Source organism: Clostridium sp. UBA7791 (assembly GCF_002480755.1).
Classification (GTDB): domain Bacteria; phylum Bacillota; class Clostridia; order Clostridiales; family Clostridiaceae; genus Clostridium_J; species Clostridium_J sulfidigenes.
Genome location: NZ_DLCT01000005.1, coordinates 929,962 through 948,067 on the forward strand (window position 1 = coordinate 929,962; position 18,106 = coordinate 948,067).

Annotated in this window: 15 protein-coding genes; 8 read left to right on the top strand and 7 right to left on the bottom strand. The window is 31.2% G+C overall.

The annotated features are described in order from the left end of the window. Positions 1 to 26 precede the first annotated feature (26 nt). The 5 genes from B3Z56_RS09840 to B3Z56_RS09860 form a co-directional block, all read right to left on the bottom strand. Positions 27 to 371: a zinc ribbon domain-containing protein gene (locus B3Z56_RS09840; protein WP_346878696.1), complete on the bottom strand. Its 345-nt coding sequence runs from the start codon at positions 369 to 371 to the stop codon at positions 27 to 29. 33 nt (positions 372 to 404) lie between these two features. Next, on the bottom strand, positions 405 to 1,256 hold the full coding sequence (locus B3Z56_RS09845; protein ID WP_346878697.1) for a zinc ribbon domain-containing protein: 852 nt from the start codon (positions 1,254 to 1,256) through the stop codon (positions 405 to 407). Between the two features lie 29 nt (positions 1,257 to 1,285). Beyond that, positions 1,286 to 1,672 (bottom strand): DUF2085 domain-containing protein, encoded by a 387-nt coding sequence (locus tag B3Z56_RS09850; RefSeq protein WP_346878698.1) that lies wholly within the window; start codon positions 1,670 to 1,672, stop codon positions 1,286 to 1,288. 144 nt (positions 1,673 to 1,816) lie between these two features. Then, a complete protein-coding gene (locus B3Z56_RS09855) occupies positions 1,817 to 2,164 on the bottom strand; it encodes a zinc ribbon domain-containing protein (RefSeq protein WP_346877332.1) in 348 nt (115 codons plus the stop codon). A gap of 256 nt (positions 2,165 to 2,420) precedes the next feature. Beyond that, positions 2,421 to 2,849, bottom strand: coding sequence for a CBS domain-containing protein (locus tag B3Z56_RS09860; RefSeq protein ID WP_346878699.1), 429 nt, complete (start codon positions 2,847 to 2,849; stop codon positions 2,421 to 2,423). Positions 2,850 to 3,138: 289 nt separating this feature from the next. Between B3Z56_RS09860 and B3Z56_RS09865 the strand changes: the two genes are divergently transcribed. Then, positions 3,139 to 5,976: a cell wall-binding repeat-containing protein gene (locus B3Z56_RS09865; protein ID WP_346878700.1), complete on the top strand. Its 2,838-nt coding sequence runs from the start codon at positions 3,139 to 3,141 to the stop codon at positions 5,974 to 5,976. Between the two features lie 173 nt (positions 5,977 to 6,149). Here B3Z56_RS09865 and B3Z56_RS09870 read toward each other — a convergent pair whose 3' ends face one another. Further along, positions 6,150 to 8,174 carry a methyl-accepting chemotaxis protein gene (locus B3Z56_RS09870; protein ID WP_346878701.1) on the bottom strand — a complete coding sequence of 675 codons (2,025 nt, stop codon included), beginning with the start codon at positions 8,172 to 8,174 and terminating at the stop codon, positions 6,150 to 6,152. Positions 8,175 to 8,537: 363 nt separating this feature from the next. Here B3Z56_RS09870 and B3Z56_RS09875 point away from each other — a divergent pair, with 363 nt between their 5' ends. Continuing rightward, on the top strand, positions 8,538 to 9,353 hold the full coding sequence (locus B3Z56_RS09875) for an SGNH/GDSL hydrolase family protein (protein ID WP_346878702.1): 816 nt from the start codon (positions 8,538 to 8,540) through the stop codon (positions 9,351 to 9,353). 207 nt (positions 9,354 to 9,560) lie between these two features. Here B3Z56_RS09875 and B3Z56_RS09880 read toward each other — a convergent pair whose 3' ends face one another. Beyond that, positions 9,561 to 10,139 carry a sigma-70 family RNA polymerase sigma factor gene (locus B3Z56_RS09880; RefSeq protein ID WP_346877336.1) on the bottom strand — a complete coding sequence of 193 codons (579 nt, stop codon included), beginning with the start codon at positions 10,137 to 10,139 and terminating at the stop codon, positions 9,561 to 9,563. 460 nt (positions 10,140 to 10,599) lie between these two features. Here B3Z56_RS09880 and B3Z56_RS09885 point away from each other — a divergent pair, with 460 nt between their 5' ends. From B3Z56_RS09885 to B3Z56_RS09910, 6 genes are all read left to right on the top strand, one after another. Continuing rightward, positions 10,600 to 11,775 carry an FprA family A-type flavoprotein gene (locus tag B3Z56_RS09885; RefSeq protein WP_346877337.1) on the top strand — a complete coding sequence of 392 codons (1,176 nt, stop codon included), beginning with the start codon at positions 10,600 to 10,602 and terminating at the stop codon, positions 11,773 to 11,775. Positions 11,776 to 11,984: 209 nt separating this feature from the next. Beyond that, positions 11,985 to 12,782 (top strand): hypothetical protein, encoded by a 798-nt coding sequence (locus B3Z56_RS09890; RefSeq protein ID WP_346868479.1) that lies wholly within the window; start codon positions 11,985 to 11,987, stop codon positions 12,780 to 12,782. A 200-nt stretch (positions 12,783 to 12,982) separates the two neighbouring features. Then, on the top strand, positions 12,983 to 13,852 hold the full coding sequence (locus B3Z56_RS09895; RefSeq protein ID WP_346877339.1) for a radical SAM protein: 870 nt from the start codon (positions 12,983 to 12,985) through the stop codon (positions 13,850 to 13,852). 185 nt (positions 13,853 to 14,037) lie between these two features. Then, positions 14,038 to 15,312 carry a serine dehydratase subunit alpha family protein gene (locus B3Z56_RS09900; protein WP_346847838.1) on the top strand — a complete coding sequence of 425 codons (1,275 nt, stop codon included), beginning with the start codon at positions 14,038 to 14,040 and terminating at the stop codon, positions 15,310 to 15,312. A 204-nt stretch (positions 15,313 to 15,516) separates the two neighbouring features. Then, entirely contained in the window at positions 15,517 to 16,917 is a 1,401-nt protein-coding gene (locus tag B3Z56_RS09905; RefSeq protein ID WP_346878704.1) for an MATE family efflux transporter, read from the top strand. Between the two features lie 148 nt (positions 16,918 to 17,065). Continuing rightward, on the top strand, positions 17,066 to 18,007 hold the full coding sequence (locus B3Z56_RS09910) for an alpha/beta hydrolase (RefSeq protein WP_346847840.1): 942 nt from the start codon (positions 17,066 to 17,068) through the stop codon (positions 18,005 to 18,007). The last annotated feature ends 99 nt before the right edge of the window (positions 18,008 to 18,106 follow it).

The window sequence follows — 18,106 nt, forward strand, 5'->3', positions numbered from 1 at the left end:
CCATTACATTTTATTATATTATATTATTAGTAAGGCGTACTACATGCTAGTGCAATTATAAAGAAGAATATATATATAGCAACGGTAAAAATAATTGAAGCTATGAATCCAAACAATGACCATTTACCTATAGCATCTGAACTTCTTGGTTTATTATCCTTCCACATAAAATAAACTATTATTCCAACTATAGGAAAGCAACAAGCTATTATATTTGCAATGGTGTCAGGCTCATCTTTTACTATTGGATGGCCATAATTATATGAATTATTATTCATTGATTGCTGGTTATTTGGATTTATAGCATTGCCACATTCAGGACAGAAGGTGACGTTATTTAGAATTTCTTTTCCACATTTAGAACAATACATATGCGAATCCTCCTTAAAAATTAAGTTAGTTTTTTATTTGATTTTTGGGTTACCACAGTGTATACAGAATTTAGCATCAACACTTATTACTTTTTTGCAATTATTACAAAGAGTTTCATTTTCATCCATATTTGAAATGGCATTTGTATCCCTCACTATAGGAGTACCACAAGTTGTGCAGAATTTACTGTCAGGGTTAAGTGGAGTTTTACAGTTTCTACAAACATTATCGAGATTATTTAGTACAAGTTTTTCATTAAAGTTTATAGAATTTGTGATAACTCTCTTTTTAAATATCAATTTACTAATAAATAAAGTTAATGAAACAAACAATATAAGTATTGGAGAATATTTAAGGTTTCCAAAAATGAAATCACCCAAGCCAGTAAAATAATTATCATTAAAAGCCATACTCAATACAAAACATCTGATAAAAGAGTATAATGAAAATGATGCTATAATCCCAAGGGTTATTAATAATATTTGTATAACTAAGTCAATAGTTTTAGATTTATTTTTGAAATATGAACTTATCAAGTATGATATTAGAATTGTAATAATATATATTCCGTAATAACATAATTCTAATAATAAGAATGGCACATTATCTATGCTAATATCATTTTTGAACATATTTATGGGTATAGCTAAAATTGGACCTAGAAATAAAAAAATGCAAGTACTTAATCCCACGTCTAAGATGTTAGAGGAAGCATACCCTATAAACACTAGAATTGCTAAGAGGAAGCATAATATAACTTCATAAAGTACATCATTAAAAGGTACAAAATCTATAATTAAAGATGTAATTATAGCTATGGAAGTGGCAATGGCAAGACAAATTATTTTTTTAGTATTAATGGATTTTTTATCATAATTAATCATTCTATTTAATTCCTCCAATGAGGCATATATTATAGGCCCCTCAAAATTTTTTGTAATTTGACTCCATGACTATAACCAAGTTTTCCAATAAAAATAATAATATATATTGTAGCAATGCCAGCTAAAATACCTGTGAATAGCCTTCTTGTATTTGTACTTGTCCACTTTCCTAAGTATTGTCCTATACCATCAATTCCGATAGGTATCAATAGAACAAAACTAAACATCAAGGGTATTTCTATGAAAAATGCCATTAGTAATGCTATTAAGTATCCAATTAATATACCAGTGCAACGAGCACAAATAGGAAACTGCTTTCCTTTATAAAAGAATGAACGCTCAGGTAGCTTGTGACATATAAAAAGATAGTCAAGTATTTTCATATTTTGATTTTTTCCTTTCTCATTAAAACCCATTAGTTGCTAGCCTAAACACAATGAATAATATGTATACAATTATGATTTTATGCGGATTTTGATTAAAGTAGTAGCTAATATATTAAGCTACTACTTTAATCAAAACATTATAATGTAAAAAATAATTAAAAGTTTACAGTTATTCTAGTAAGAAGAAAATGAACTTCCAGCTAAGCCTAATATAATACAGAGTATGTATATAATAGCTACGGCAATAACCCCACCGATGGCCCATTTGCAAACTGCACTTGAACTCTTTGGTTTTGTATCCTTCCAAACTAAATAAAGTACTAGTCCAACTATTGGAAAGCAACAACTTGCTATGTTTGCAAGGGTGTTTGGCTCATCGTTAACAATTGGTTGCCCATTGTTATATGTATTTTGAATATTTCCCATTGATTGTTGTTGGCTAGTTGGATTTGTATTATTGCCACATTCAGGACAGTAGATGGCATTGTCAGGAATTGATTTCCCGCATTTTGAACAAAACATGTATATATCCCCCTTAAAATTAAAATATTGTATAAATTCCATTAACAATTGTATCATTTATTGTAGAAATAGTAAACAATTTAGGTACAAAAGTAACTCCCTAAGCCTGCTGAGGCAAAATAAGACATATTCACGGCTTGTTCACAATTATTGTTGTACTTATAGTAAGTGGATGCAGCATAACGGAGCCTATTTAATACCACGGGGTTAGCCCCCCTCTCATTTTATGGGAGGGGGGGCTAACCCCAATTTTAAATTACATTTGGTTACCTGTTGGTTCAGATATACTCTTAAGAGCATCTTGGGCATTGTCAGAAAGAATAGGTTCAAGGGAAATATCTCCTAGTGAAACAATACCTACAAGATTATTATTTTCTACGATTGGAAGTCTACGTATCTGTTCTCTACTCATTATTTCAGCAGCATCATGAACATCCATTTCTGGGTTCCCTACAGTAGGATTTGAAGTCATGATATTTCTCACTTTTGTTTGAGCTGAATACTGACCTGAGGCTACAGACCTTAAAGCAATATCACGATCAGTAACAATACCATTTACCATTTTGTTACTACATACTGGTATGGAGCCAACATTATATTGTTTCATAAGTTGAGCAGCTTTTTCAATAGAATCCTCTGGGGTTAAACAAGCAACATCTTTTGACATGATTTCTTTTACTTTCATAAATTTCACCTCCATATATAGAGTAACCAATTAAATTATTATTTATTAGCTTGATATGTTGAAATTTTTGTGAAATTAATACTAGATATAGATCTATATATCAGGCTATAAAGGTCAATAAAGTCTAAAGGATTTTTAAATTAGCCTAAAAAATTCAAAATATCCTAAAAACAACCTATAAATTTTAGCAAAATAGTTACAATTTTTTAATATTTATGGTAATATGAAAAATAGGTGTTGACTGAATTATTAAAGTCAGACCATTCGCTAGAGAAATGAGGGGATAATTATGGGAAAAAAACTAATTTCACTTATTTTAGGCTTATCATTAACTTGTACTGTTTCGGCACCTGCCTTTGCTGCAGAATTAAAGGTAGATAAAGAAGCAAAAAAAGTACAAGCTATAGAGAAACTTGAAAAGCTAAGTGATGAAACAGTGGAACTAAAGGAAAATGATGGACAAGTCTTTTTATCAGGAGAGCTTTCTGATAAAGAAGTTCCAGGCGAGGGTTCAGCAACTAAATTTTTAGAGGAAAACAAAGAGCTCTTTGGAATTGACAATACAAAAGAGGAACTAAAGGTTGTTGAAGTAAATAAAGATGACATAGGAGATACTTTTGTAAAGTTTGCACAAGTTATTGAGGGAACAGAAGTAGATAACAGTTTAATAAATGTGCACTATGATAAAAATGGAGTTATAGTTAGTGTTAACGGTAACCTTGAAGAAAATAAAGAAATCACTACTCTTGGTAGTAAGGTTATTTCTCCTGAGAAAGCTATTGAAATAGCAAAAAGTCAATTTGAATTTAAAAAATTAAAAAAGACGCCAAAGGCTGAAAAGCTAGTAATAACTGAAGATGGTGTGAACTATGAAGTTTACAAAATAAATATTTTCTTTATGGAGCCTACCATAGGATGTTACGATGTTTATATTGAAGTTAATTCTGGTAAGGTAATAAAAACAGAAAATAAGATAAGATATAATACTTCAGTAACTGGAACAGGTATTGATGTTCTAGGAAAAACTAGAGAGCTAAAGTTAAGTGAATATAAAGATGAAGCTGAAGATAAAGTACAATATGGAATGGTAGATTTAACAAATGTAGCCACAGAAGCTATAGCTACCTATGATGCGAAAAACAGCACTGAGGAGCAATTTAATATGTTTTTAGTTTCAAATACTACTAAGGAGTTTACAGCTGAAGAACATAAAGCTCCAGTAAGTGCTCACTATAATGCAGATAAGGTAATAGATTTTTATAAAAATTTATTTAATCGAAATAGTATAGATAATAAGGGCATGGCAATAGAATCAATTACTCATCTTGGCTCAAATTACAATAATGCCTTTTGGGCTGGAGATATGATGTTTTACGGTGATGGAGATGGAGAAGAATTTACATACCTAAGCGGAGATTTAGATGTAGTTGGTCATGAAATGACTCATGGATTAGTAGAGTATACAGCTGGACTTGTCTATGAGTATCAACCAGGTGCATTAGATGAATCTATGGCTGATGTGTTTGGAGTACTTATTTCAACTTATGATAAGTATAATGTTGCTAATGGAGGAACTTGGAAATTTAACTCAGCTGATTGGGTTGTAGGAGATGACATCTATACTCCTAACATTCAAGGGGATGCTTTAAGAAGTTTAGCAGATCCTACCATATATGGTCAACCAGCTCATATGGATAATTATTGGGATCTTCCTAAGACAGATGATGATGGTGGAGTTCATAGTAATTCAGGGATTCCAAATAAAGCAGCATATAATATAGCTAAAAGTATAGGAATGGATAAGACTGCAAAGATATATTACAGAGCATTAACTCAGTACATGCATGCGGATACTAATTTTCAACAAGCAGCATACTGCCTTGTACAAGCTGCAGCTGACTTATATGGAAAAGGATCTAATGAGATCACTGTAATAAAGAATAGTTTTGCTTCAACTGGAGTGGCATATAAAGGACAGAAACCAGTTATTTCAGGAGCTACAGCTAAGAATGCAACAGTTGGAAATGTGTTTGATACAAAAGCTGGAGTTACAGCTGCAGATCTTGAAGACGGAAGCTTAACTTCAAAAATAGCTGTTAGTGGAACCATAAATACAAATAAAGTAGGTAAATACACTTTAACTTATACAGTAGCAGATAGCGATGGAAACAAGGTAAGTATACCTAGAGTTATTAATGTTGTTGCTAGAAATGTACAAATTAATGCATTAATAGGTACTGATAGATACGATACAGCAGTTAGACTAAGTAAGGGTCAATTTACAACTGCAAACACTGTAATGATAGCAAATGGTGGAGCTTTAGCAGATGGATTAGCTGCTACACCACTAGCAACCTTTAAAAAAGCACCTTTACTTTTAACAGAAGCAAGTAGTCTCCCAGAAGGAACTAAAGGTGAAATAAAGAGATTAGGTGCAAAAAATGCTATTATTGTAGGTGGAAGTGGAGTAGTTAATGACAGTGTAATAAAGGATTTAAAAGCACTAGGTGTAACTAACGTGGAGAGAATTGGTGGAAAAGATAGATATGAGACATCTTTAGAGATTGCTAAGTATATTGATAAAAATTGCTATGAAGTAAGTAAAGTAGTTATAAGTAATGGACATGGTGAAGCAGACGCTCTATCCATAGCTTCCGTAGCAGGTAGAGATAAGATGGCAATAGTTTTAGTAGAAAAGGATACAATTCCAACGAAAGTTTATAGTTGGTTACAATCAGAATCTCTACAAAATGCCTATATCATAGGTGGTACTGGGGTAGTTTCTGATAATGTACTAAGTAAGGTTAATGGAATCACTTCAGGAAATATAACAAAGAATAGATTAGGTGGCAAAGATAGATATGCAACTAATGCCATGGTTATAGATAAATTCTATGGAAGTGTTGTAAATAAAACTTATATAGCAAAAGGATATGAATTAATAGATGCTCTAGCAGCAGGTCCAGTTGCAGCCCTTAATGGATCACCAGTGGTTTTATCAGATGATGACTTAACAACAGAACAAAAAACTGTACTAGATAAGAGATTTGGAAATATAATCATAAGAACTGGTGGCGGAATTGCAGATAAAGCAGTAAATTCTTTAAAAAGTTGCATTCAACAGTAATTAAGTAATAGAGTCCAAGTATGGAGGATACTACTATTTCTTAGACTCGAATATAAAGCTGGTGTGGTATTTCACACCAGCTTTTGTTATGTGTAAATCATTAGTATGTATGCTGAGCTGTGAGGCAAAAGAAACCAGAAGTTCATGTTTAAAAATTTTATAAATTTTGTTTTTTAAACTTTAAATTTCATAATAATTGTTTGTAAGTTTTGTGCTAAATTTGATAGGTTTTCACTAGAATTTGCAATTTCTTCTATAGAGGCAACTTGTTCTTCCATGGATGCTGTTGCTTCTTCAGTTGCAGCCGCACTTTCTTCAGCAAGGGATGAAAGCTTTTCTAAAATATCTAGTATTTCATATTTTGTTTTTTCCATATTTTCTCCTGAAACATTTAACTGTTTAACTACTTTTCCAGATTCTTTCATTGATTCAGCAATTAACATATACTTATCTCTAGTATTAATTACACTACTAGCTTGTTCTTTAGATATATTAGATAGCCTTTCCATTGTATTTACAGCATTTTTAGCATTTTTTTGCAATTCATTAACCATTCCATCAATCTCTTTTGTAGAAGTTGAAGATTGTTCGGCTAATTTTCTGATTTCATCTGCTACCACTGTAAAACCTCTACCTGCTTCCCCGGCTCTTGCTGCTTCTATTGCTGCGTTTAATGCTAATAAATTAGTCTGTTCTGCTATAGAGGCAATGACATTACTTGCTTGTCCAATTTTATTAGAACTATCATTAGTTTTTAATATAACTTCATATATCTCTTTTGTTGCATCATTGCTTTCTTCTGTTATTTTTGATAGGGTATCAATGTCATTTAAACCTTCATTAACCACTTCTGCTACCTTCATTGAAGCAGTATTTAAATTTCTCACATTTTTCTGATCTTTTTCAATAATTTCTCCTAATATAGTAGCTTTTGAAGAACCTTCTTCTGTAATTAGTGATTGTTCAGAGGCTTCCATTGCTATTTCTTCTACTGTTTTTGATACTTCGTCTACAGCTATGGCTGATTGTTGTGAAGTAGCCATCAACTCCTCTGAAGCAGCAGTAACTTGTTCAGAAGAATCACTGACTTTGTCAATAATATCCCTAAGATTTTTAATTATGCCTTGTAGAGCTTGGGCTAAGGCTCCAATTTCATCATTTTTTTTAAGATAGTCTTCAGAAATATCTTCTGTAATATCTAAATTAGCTATTTTTTCTGAATGTTTTATTGTTTTTATAATAGGTTTAGTAATGGACTTACCAATTAAATATGTAATAGCAATACTAATAAATAAAATTATAGAAGTAACTATTATAATTGTTTTTTGTAGCCTAGGAATTGCAGATAAAACCTCACTCTTGTTGGCAGTAGTAATAAATATCCAATCAGTACCTTCAATAGGAGCAAATCCAGCATATAAATCATTACCTTCAAGGGAATAGGTGCTAACTCCTTTCTTATCTTTCAATGCTTTCTGAAGTAGCGTAGACATTGAGGTTAGACTTTTATCTTTTTTCATTTCTTCAGACGGATTAAACTGATTTAATACTTTTTCCCTGTCTGGATGAGCAATTATTGTTCCATTACTATTAATAATATAGCTATATCCTTCATCACCATATCCAATATCATCTATAATTTCACTTAAAGCATTTCCGTCTCTACGCCCTATTAAAGCACCTATAACTTTACCATCTCTCTCAATAGGGGCTGCATACATTAAAACAATTTCATTGGTTACACGACTAATTAATAAGTCGGATACATTCACTTCGCCATTTAAAGCCTTTTTTACATATTCTCTATCACCTAATTGGTTAGTTGATCCATTTGAATAACGGGCAGTACCATCAGGATCAACCACAGCAATATCAAGAAAATTTAGTCCTTCTACTTGTCTTTGTAGTATAGGTTGTTGTAATGTCCAATCCATGCTCTTAATTTTGTCTAATAGAGCTATTGTTTTTAAGCACTGTTCTTGAGTCTCACTTCTACTCTCTGTTACTCGTGCTCCTTCGGCTGCTAGTGAAACTAGAGATTTTTCTGCTTCTTTTGTAAGAGCAATATTAATATTTTGCGTAGAAATCATCTCTAATGAAATTGATGATAATAAAATTAGCACAGAGAAGTAGATAACTAATTTTGTTTTAATACTTTTTATTTTAAACTTCCTTTTAAAGTTTTTTAGATTTTTCATTTTCATCCCTCCATTTAATTAATCTATAGATTTTGGTTTTAATAACTACTACTTAAGAGTAGATATTTATAACATGCTAGATGCAATATAGTGTAAATAGGTTACTTTAAAAATAAATATTGCAAAATATGTAGTTTGTATTCCAATTCATATTATAACAAATTATCCTATAAAACAACAGAATTAAAATATTTTATACAAATAATACTAATTTTTTAACTTAAACAATCAAAAAAATTAGGCTTAAGTTGTTAACTAATGAAGCTTAAACCTATAGAAATTGAAGATAGGAGTTCTAAATTTCAATATTACTTTGAAAACATACAAATATAGGATATAATATACTGGTAAGGAGGGGAATATATGAGAAAAGATAGGATACAAACCATATTATGCATAGTATTATCCGTTGCGTTAATTGCTACTTTAGCTTTAGGTATAAATAGATCTAAGAAGGAAAAAGAAAAGATTTTAGAAAGTAAGAAACTATATGAAAGCTCAATAAATCTAACATCTAAACTGGAAGAAGAGAAAAAAGAAGGTAATGTTAAGAGAGAAACCAAAGGAAGTGAAGAAAAGTTCATTTTGGAAGGAAAAACTCTACTTTCTCTTGGAGATGGAGTTTCAAAAGGAAGTACATATCAAGAAAAGGTAAAAACTCTTTTGAATTTAAAAAGTGTAACAAATAACTCTAATAATGGCTTAGTTATGAGTAGTATGCTTAACTTAATTAATGGAGAAGCCCTCAAGGATATAGATATTATAATTATTATGGTAGGTACTAATGACTACACTAAAGGAAGAGCTCTAGGAACTAAAGATGATGGGGGAGAAGTTGAATCTTTTTACGGAGATGTGCAAGCGGTTATAAATACAGCACAAAAGGCTAAGCCTGAGGCAAAACTTGTATTTTTAACTCCATTAAAGCATGGATATATTGAAGGACAGCCAAGCTATCCTGATAAAAACAATATTGATCTTGGTCTAGAGGATTACTCCATGGCAATTAAAGAAGTATGTAATAAAAATTCTATACCAGTAATAGACTTATTTAATGAAAGTGGCATAGAAGCAGAAAACATAGCTGATTATACTGTAGATAATATGAATCTAAATGAAGCTGGAAATGAAAAAGTAGCCAAGACTATCAGCGAAGGTTTAAAGGAGATATTTAAGTAGGATATACTAAAGTGGATACACATAGTAGATATGCTAAAGTAGATATGCATAATAATATTGTAGTTTTGTGATATAGATGAAAATTCTTAGAAATGACAAAAGTTAATCAATGCAGAAACCATTAAATTTTGGTTTCAAATGATTAACTTGTCATGAATAAGAATTTTCAATAGGAATTATTTAAATTGCTTATTATTTTGAAAGTATTTATACACATAAAGAATTAAGTGAGGACCTTAGCTTGTTAAGAGCTACGGTTCTTCTTTTTGCTGCTGTTGAATAGTTAAGGTTTCTGGATTTTGAATAATCTTTTAGGTTGCCTTCACAATTTATGTATATGAAGGTTATTAGATCTCTTAAGTTATCTTGGAGGTTGTCCACTTCTCTTTTTATAAGTTTATACATTTCTTTTTCTATAAAACTATCTTCAGTTGATGCATCAGCTATTAAAGTATCCTCTATTCTAAGGTTAGTTTCAATTGGAGCTTCGATGGTTTGTACTTCATTATCTTTTGCTCTTTGCCTTATTAGGTAATTAAAGTTATTTTTTATTGCATAGGATATATAAGCTGTAAAATTGCCTTTTTCCGGAGTGTATTTTTCAAGGCAACGCATTAAGGTTATGTTTCCCATTTGAATTAAGTCTTCCATTTCATAGCCTCGGACATGAACCTTTGAAGCTTCTTTAATTATTAGGTATTTGTATTCATTAATCAATTCTTCCATTGCACTTTGGTCTTTATTTTTTGCTTTTAATATAAGATTCTTTAAATTGGAATAATCCATAGATATAACCCCCTAAAATACTTTAATAATATATATGCATTTTTTTGAAAAAGTGGAAATATAACTGATAAAAAAATTTTAACACAAACATTAGTTTGTGTAAATATACAATTGAAATATTTGGATAAAAAATATCTGAACAAAATATTTGAATAAAAATATCTGGATTAAAATTTTAATTTTATATTTATATGTTTTCTTATAATATATAGTGAAAGAGGAACAATATATATAAGGGAAATATACAAGGGAGAAATATACAGGATATTGATATACTGTATTAGTTGATAATTAAAACAGAATAATATATATTATCAAAAGATAAGAGATTTAAATGGTTTGAATATATTCTTTCTGTATTATAAAAAAATTTTAAAATAATTCAGAATATCTTGCAATAGATAATAATTGTTTGTTAATATGTAAGTATGGAAGATAATATGAATGCGGAGGTAATGAAATGGAACCTTTAAAATTAACTAATTCAGTTCATTGGGTTGGGGTTAATAATCCTGAACTTAGAGTATTTGACATAATAATGGAAACAAAAATGGGAACTACATATAATTCCTATTTAATTGAAGATGAAAAAATCACTATTGTTGACACAGTTAAGGATGGATACTTTGAACAATATTTAAAGAATATTAAATCTATTATTGGTGATAAAAAAATAGATTATATTGTAGTTCAGCATACAGAACTTGATCATAGTGGTTCATTAAAGGAACTATTAAAGGAATATCCAGAAGCTCAGGTTGTTGGATCAAAGGCTGCAGTAAGATATCTTAGAGGAATTATAAACATGGAATTTAAGTCTATAGATGCTTCAGGAGAGCTATCTATAGGAAAGAAGACATTAAGATTCGTAAATGCACCAAATCTTCACTGGCCTGACAGTATATTTACTTACTTAGCAGATGAAAAGATATTATTTACATGTGATTTTATGGGATGTCACTATTCACCAAGTGGGTGCATTACTGATAGTTGTTCTGGAAACTATGAAACTGAAATGAAGTATTATTTTGATGTTATCATGGGACCTTTCAAAAAATTTATTAATACGGCCCTTGATAAGATTGAAAATATAGAAACTGAAATTATTGCTCCTAGCCATGGTCCAATTCATATTGATGATAGAGAGTATTATAAAAATTTATATAAAACTTGGGCTAAGGAAGCTGCTATTGAAGAAAAAAACATCCAAATATTCTATGTTTCTGCCTATGGAAATACAGAAAAGGTTGCAAATCATTTAAAGGATGCCATTGAAAAAAGAGGAATTAAGGCTGGAGTTCATGAAATTACAACTACACCTTTAGAGGAACTTGTATCTCTTGTAGAAAAGTCAAGTGGTATATTAGTAGGTTCTCCTACTATAAATCAAGATGCAGTGGAGCCAGCTTGGAATTTACTTGCTCATGTTAGTGCTATTGTAAATAGAGGTAAAATTGCTGGAGCTTTTGGATCTTATGGTTGGAGTGGAGAAAGTGTGCCTATGCTTTCAGAGAGATTAAAGAGCCTTAAATTTAATGTAATTGATCCAGGTTTTAAATTTAACTTTGTACCAAGTGAAGAAGAACTTAAGCTAGCAGATGAATTTGCTGATAACTTCCTTGGAATGTTAAAATAAATTTAGTATATAATAATAGATTATGGTATATTATTAAGGTATGAGATATAATATAAAAAATGTTATATTCCATACCTTTTTTCATAGCCAATACTAATTACAAACTTAATAATATGTTTACATGAAAGATTTTATTAGGGAATAGGCTATAGAGAGAAAATATGGTAAAATGTAAGAAAGCTGATAAATTTCATTGCATTTTTATAGGAGTGATTATATTGAAGTGGTTAAATAAATTAGAGAGAAAATATGGCAGGTATGCCATTAGTGGATTGATGAAATACATTGTAGCAGCTAATTTGGCTGTATTTTTATTAGAGGTTATAAATCCAGGGTTAGAGGCAAACCTAATGTTAATACCTCAGGCAGTAATGGCAGGTCAAGTGTGGAGGTTAGTTACCTTTATTTTAATTCCACCAGCAACTAGTGCCTTTTGGATACTCTTTACCCTTTATTTCTATTATATTATAGGTATGGGGTTAGAACAGGCTTGGGGAAGCTTTAAATTTAATATATATTATTTAGTAGGGATGATTGCTACTATAATTGTATCTTTAATTGGAGGTAGTCCTGCTACAGGGGTATTTATAAATCTAACTTTATTTTTAGCCTTTGCATCCATATATCCTAACCATGAAGTTTTACTATTTTTCATTTTACCAGTTAAAGTTAAGTATTTAGGAATTTTAAATGCAGTGCTTTTGGCACAACAGTTTATAATGGGTGGAGTTGGAATAAAACTCATGATCCTTGCATCCTTAGCTAACTACTTTATTTTCTTTGGAAAAGACTTTATAGAGTTATTTAAAACTAAGAAGAAAGTTAAGAGGAATAAGGAAAAATTTAAAGTCATAGAGATGAAAGATTATGTACGTCATAGATGTACTGTATGTGGAATAACTGAAAGAGATGACCCTAATATGGAGTTTAGATATTGTTCAAAATGTAGTGGACATAAGGAATATTGCATGAATCACTTGAAAAATCATGAACATATTAATGATTAGTAGTGTATACCATGACTATTTGTTAAAAAATTAAGGGATCCATCAGAATTAAATGCTAACTATTAAGGTTAGTTAAATTTTGATGTATTCCTTTTTTATTCCATGACTACCAGCTCTAGTATTCCCATCTTATTTAAAGGTGGAGGAAAGAGCTTCTATATCCTAGGATAAGGATTTCTATATATGAAGGAGGAAAATTTATGAGATATGAAGGTGCAGTTTATAGACCACCTAGTGAAGGAAGAAGTTTAATAGTTCAAGCTACCATTGGTTGTTCTCACAACAAATGTAGTTTTTGTAATATGTATAAGGCAAAGCAGTTTAGAATGAGGGATTTAGAAGAAGTAATTGAGGATTTAGTTTGGGCTAGGGAGAGGTATGGATATATAGAAAAAATATTTATAGCTGATGGTGATGCTCTTATTATGCCTACAGAAAGACTTATTACAATTTTGGATAAAATTAAAGAATTATTTTCAGAATGTAAAAGCATTACTGTATATGCTAGTCCCAAGTCTATTTTACTTAAAACTCCAGAAGAACTAAAGCTTTTAAAAAGTAAGGGTTTGGAAATGGTATATCTAGGTATAGAAAGCGGAGATGATGAGGTTCTGCTTAAAGTGAATAAGGGAGCAACCTCAAAGGAACTTATTGAGGCTGGAAGAAAAATTAAGGATAGTGGAATAAAACTATCTTGCACTCTAATAAGTGGCTTAGGTGGGTTAGAAAACTGGAAAAATCATGCTTTAAACTCAGCAAAGGTTATTAATGCCATAAATCCAGATTATCTAGGCCTTTTAACTCTTATGACTCCTGAAGATGCACCTATATATGAAGAAATAAAAAGAGGAGCTCTTATGCTTTTAAATCCTAGGGAAGTAATGGAGGAGGTTTATCACCTTGTTAAAGAACTAGATCTTACAAACTGCATATTTAGAAGCAATCATGCATCAAACTATGCACCACTAGCTGCAGTATTAGGTAAAGAAAAGGAAAGATTACTTTCAGATATAGAAGGTTTTTTAGCAGGACAAAATAACTTTAAACCAGAATATTTTAGAGGGCTTTAATAATATTGAAATAAAGCCCTCCCTTTGATATAATTAGGATGTTAAAAAACTTTAAAACCTAATGGAGAAGGTTAGCACATAATGTAAACCATTACCTAATTTCAACAGAGCCTAAATATTAATGTACTATTTAAATTAAAGAGCTGTTTAAATTAAAAACAGTCTATTAAGGAAGGATGTTAATAATGAAAAATACATACATAAATATTCTTAAGAGAGAAGTTATACCAGCCTTAGGATGTACAGAGCCCATAGCTCTAGCCCTTGCAACGGCGAAATGTAGTCAAGCTTTAGGAGGAGTTCCAGATAGGGTTACGGTTCTTGTTAGCTGTAATATTCTAAAAAATGGTATGGGAGTAGGAATACCTGGTACAGGAATGGTTGGTTTAAATATTGCAGCAGCCCTTGGAGCTATTGGTGGTAATGCAGAGGCTGGATTAGAGGTTTTAAAGGATGTTACTAAGTCAGATATTGATAAATCAAAGGAATATTTAGCAGAGGGCAAGGTTACAATAGACCTTACTAAAGCGCCGGAAAAACTTTATGTAGAGGTTATTGGACATAAGGGCCATGATAGCTCTTCTGTAATAATTAAAAATAAACATAACAATATAGTTTTAATTACTAGAAATGAAGAGATATTGTTTGAAATCGAAGAGGTTAAAACTGTAGCTACAGAGGATAATGGAGACGAGGAACAGTTATCTGTTAAAGATATATATGAATTCATAAAAACTGTACCCTATGAGGATATAGAGTTCTTAATGGAAGGTATAGAAATGAATCGTAGAGTTTCAGAGGCTGGAAGAAAAGAAGAATATGGACTTAAAGCAGGAAAAATTTTATTAGATGGAAAGAACAGTAAAATGTTTGCAGATTCACTTCAAACCTATGCCATGGGATTAACTGCTGCAGGCGTTGATGCTAGAATGGATGGATGTACACTGCCAGTAATGAGTACAGCAGGTAGTGGAAACCAAGGATTAACAGCTACTTTACCTGTAATTGCAGCGGCAGAAAAACTAGGAGTTAGTGATGATACTTTAGTTAGAGCCGTAGCCCTTAGTGATCTTATAACTATTCATGTAAAAAGCTTTATAGGAAGACTTTCAGCTCTATGTGGATGTGGAGTTGCAGCTTCAATTGGAGCTAGTTGTGCCATTGTTTATATGCTAGGAGGAGAACTATGTGCTATAAATAAAGCTATAAAAAATATGGTGGCAGACGTTTCTGGTATGGTCTGTGATGGAGCAAAGCCAGGATGTGCTCTAAAAATTTCTACAGCAGTAGGTACATCAGTGCTATGTGCAGCCCTTGCATTGGAAGGGGTAGAAGTATCATCTCATGATGGAATTGTTCATGAGGATGTGGAGAGAACTATAAAGAATATGGCAGATTTAGGGGTAGTTGGAATGGCTGATGCAGACAGAGTTATCCTTAATTTGATGATGTGTAAGTAAAAAGGATGAATTTTTAACTTGTAAGGGATAAATTTTTAACTCGTAATAGTTGACAGTATGGTTTAAATTATCTATAATTTTATAGGAAATTAAGTTTTGTAAAACTAAATAGAAGTGTAATTTTTAAAATTATACAAGTGCTGAAGCAAACCACTTTGATAACCTTCAAAGTGGTATTTTTTTTTGCCGGAAAGGAGAATATCTATGACTAAGAAAACTTTAAAAGAATTATTTTATGATAAGAAATTTTATAAGATGGTATTATTTCTAGCTTTACCAATTATATTGCAGAATCTAATAGCATCCTCAGTAAATATGCTAGATACTTTGATGATAGGAAGAGTTGGAGAAGTTGAGTTAGCAGCAGTAGGTATTGCTAATCAATTTTATTTTATATTTAGCTTATTTATAATGGGAATAAGTTCAGGATGTGCAGTTTTTATAGCTCAACTTTGGGGGAAGAGAGATAAAAATAATATACAGAAGGTTTTAGGTATAGGAATTATAAGTAGTGTTCTTATAACCAGTGTTTTTAATTTAGTAGGAGTATTATTTCCAGAGAAAATAATTTCAATTTTCAACATAGATCCTCAAGTTATTAATATAGGGGCTAGCTATTTAAAAATAGTTTGTTTTAGTTATATCTTTACAGCTATATCTTTTAACTATGCAGCTGCTTTAAGGAGTGTAGAAAATACTGTACTTCCAATGTTAGCTAGTTTTTTAGGGTTAGTTGTAAATGGAGTTCTTAATACTGTCCTTATATTTGGTTTATTAGGTTTTCCAGCAATGGGAGTTAGGGGGGCAGCTATTGCCACCATAATAGCTAGAGGTTCAGAATGTGCACTTTTAGTTTTATATACCTATACTTCTAAGAATATTTTAGCTGCCAAAGCTAAAGATTTATTTAATATTACAAGAGAGCTGACTAAAAGTGTATTTGTAACTATGATACCAGTGCTTTTAAATGAAGCTTGTTGGGGGTTGGGGAACCTAACCTACGCAGTAATTTATGGAAGAATAGGAACTCAAGCTACGGCATCTATACAAATATGTACAACCATCTTTAATCTATTTATGATTATAACCTTTGGACTTGCCAATGTGGCGGTGGTAGTTATAGGTAAGGAAATTGGAGCTGGAAGAGAAAAGCGAGGATTACTTTATGCTAGAAGACTATGTGTAATTTCTTTGATTACAGGAGTTATATTAGCTGTAGTTTTAGCTATAACTTCACCAATAGTTTTAACTGTGTTTAAAGTTTCTGAGGAAGTGCTAAGAAATTCTTTAAGGATTCTATATGTATACTCTGCTCTAATGCCTCTTAGAGTATTTACAGTAATTTTGGTAGTTGGAATCTTAAGAGGAGGCGGTGATGCTAAATATGGTGCCATTGTACAGGGTATAACTCTATGGGGCATCGGAATCCCATTATCTTTTGTGGCAGCTTTTATATTACATCTACCAATATATTTGGTGGTTTCAGTTACTGCAGCAGAGGAAATTGTAAAATGTATTATTGTAGTTAGAAGATATAGAAGTAACAAGTGGATAAATAATATAGTAAATCAAGTTTCTAAGGAAAGTGTAGAAATAGTTATATAATTCTTTGTGTATCGGTATGTGTTGCTTAGCAATTATCATACCGATTTTTTTAGTGAACTGTTGTCAGCCGAAAAAAATTTATATATAATTTATTATAAGGGAATTATTTGAAAATTATTTAAATAAAATATTTTGGGTGGGGTATATTATGACATATAAAGAAATGAATTTAAAAATGCGAGATGGAAAAGAGATTTATTTATACAAATGGGAGCTAGATGAAGGTGTTAAACCTAAGGGAGTTATACAACTTATTCATGGTATGGCTGAATATGGTAGCAGATATGATAGATTTGCAAAGGAATTGGTTAAGGATGGTTTTATAGTTTATGCTGATGACCATAGAGGCCATGGAAAATCTGCAGAAAGCCTAAGTGCTTTAGGATATATTAGCGATAATGATGGATTCCATGACATGGTTCATGATCAACGTGAAATAAATAATTTTATAAAAGAAGAAAACCCATCACTAGATATTTATATTTTTAGTCACAGTATGGGGTCTTTCATAGCACAAAGGTATATGGAGATATATGGAGACACTGTTAAGGGTGTAATTTTATCTGGAACTGGTGGTAAACCTAATACTTCAATGAATATGGGAATATTTTTGTCAAAGGTTATAATGAATCTTAGGGGTAGAAGATCTAGTGGAAAGTTAATGGATGATTTAGGCTTTGGAAATTACAATAAGCTAGTAGAAAATCAAAAAACTAAATATGATTGGTTAAGTAGGGACGAGGAGGAAGTAGAAAAATATATTCTAGACCCCTATTGTGGAGGAGTGTTTCCGGTATCCTTTTTCTATGATTTTTTAAAGGGAATGAAGGCAATACATAAAAAGGACAATCTTGCTAGCATACCAAAGAACTTATCTATAACCATGTTTAGTGGTGATAAGGACCCAGTAGGAAACTATGGCAAGGGAATATTATCTCTAGTTGATACTTTTAAAAGTTTAGGTATTAAAAATTTAAGTTATAAACTATATGAAGGTGGAAGACATGAAATATTAAATGAAATAAATAGGGATATGGTTACAGAAGATATTAAGGCGTGTTTAAATAGCTGGGTTAAAGGGGATAATTAGATTAGTAGGATTATCTCTAGTTTGACATATTAATCATTACAATATAGAATAGATAGAGTTGTAGTTATTTGAATTTACTATGGTTTGCAAGTGTTGTTT

Excerpts from the sequence above, each read along its gene's own strand:
- B3Z56_RS09840 (WP_346878696.1), bottom strand. The coding sequence starts at position 371 with ATGTATTGTTCTAAATGTGGAAAAGAAATTCTAAATAACGTCACCTTC.
- B3Z56_RS09845 (WP_346878697.1), bottom strand. The coding sequence starts at position 1,256 with ATGATTAATTATGATAAAAAATCCATTAATACTAAAAAAATAATTTGT.
- B3Z56_RS09850 (WP_346878698.1), bottom strand. The coding sequence starts at position 1,672 with ATGGGTTTTAATGAGAAAGGAAAAAATCAAAATATGAAAATACTTGAC.
- B3Z56_RS09855 (WP_346877332.1), bottom strand. The coding sequence starts at position 2,164 with ATGTTTTGTTCAAAATGCGGGAAATCAATTCCTGACAATGCCATCTAC.
- B3Z56_RS09860 (WP_346878699.1), bottom strand. The coding sequence starts at position 2,849 with ATGAAAGTAAAAGAAATCATGTCAAAAGATGTTGCTTGTTTAACCCCA.
- B3Z56_RS09865 (WP_346878700.1), top strand. The coding sequence starts at position 3,139 with ATGGGAAAAAAACTAATTTCACTTATTTTAGGCTTATCATTAACTTGT.
- B3Z56_RS09870 (WP_346878701.1), bottom strand. The coding sequence starts at position 8,174 with ATGAAAAATCTAAAAAACTTTAAAAGGAAGTTTAAAATAAAAAGTATT.
- B3Z56_RS09875 (WP_346878702.1), top strand. The coding sequence starts at position 8,538 with ATGAGAAAAGATAGGATACAAACCATATTATGCATAGTATTATCCGTT.
- B3Z56_RS09880 (WP_346877336.1), bottom strand. The coding sequence starts at position 10,139 with ATGGATTATTCCAATTTAAAGAATCTTATATTAAAAGCAAAAAATAAA.
- B3Z56_RS09885 (WP_346877337.1), top strand. The coding sequence starts at position 10,600 with ATGGAACCTTTAAAATTAACTAATTCAGTTCATTGGGTTGGGGTTAAT.
- B3Z56_RS09895 (WP_346877339.1), top strand. The coding sequence starts at position 12,983 with ATGAGATATGAAGGTGCAGTTTATAGACCACCTAGTGAAGGAAGAAGT.
- B3Z56_RS09900 (WP_346847838.1), top strand. The coding sequence starts at position 14,038 with ATGAAAAATACATACATAAATATTCTTAAGAGAGAAGTTATACCAGCC.
- B3Z56_RS09905 (WP_346878704.1), top strand. The coding sequence starts at position 15,517 with ATGACTAAGAAAACTTTAAAAGAATTATTTTATGATAAGAAATTTTAT.
- B3Z56_RS09910 (WP_346847840.1), top strand. The coding sequence starts at position 17,066 with ATGACATATAAAGAAATGAATTTAAAAATGCGAGATGGAAAAGAGATT.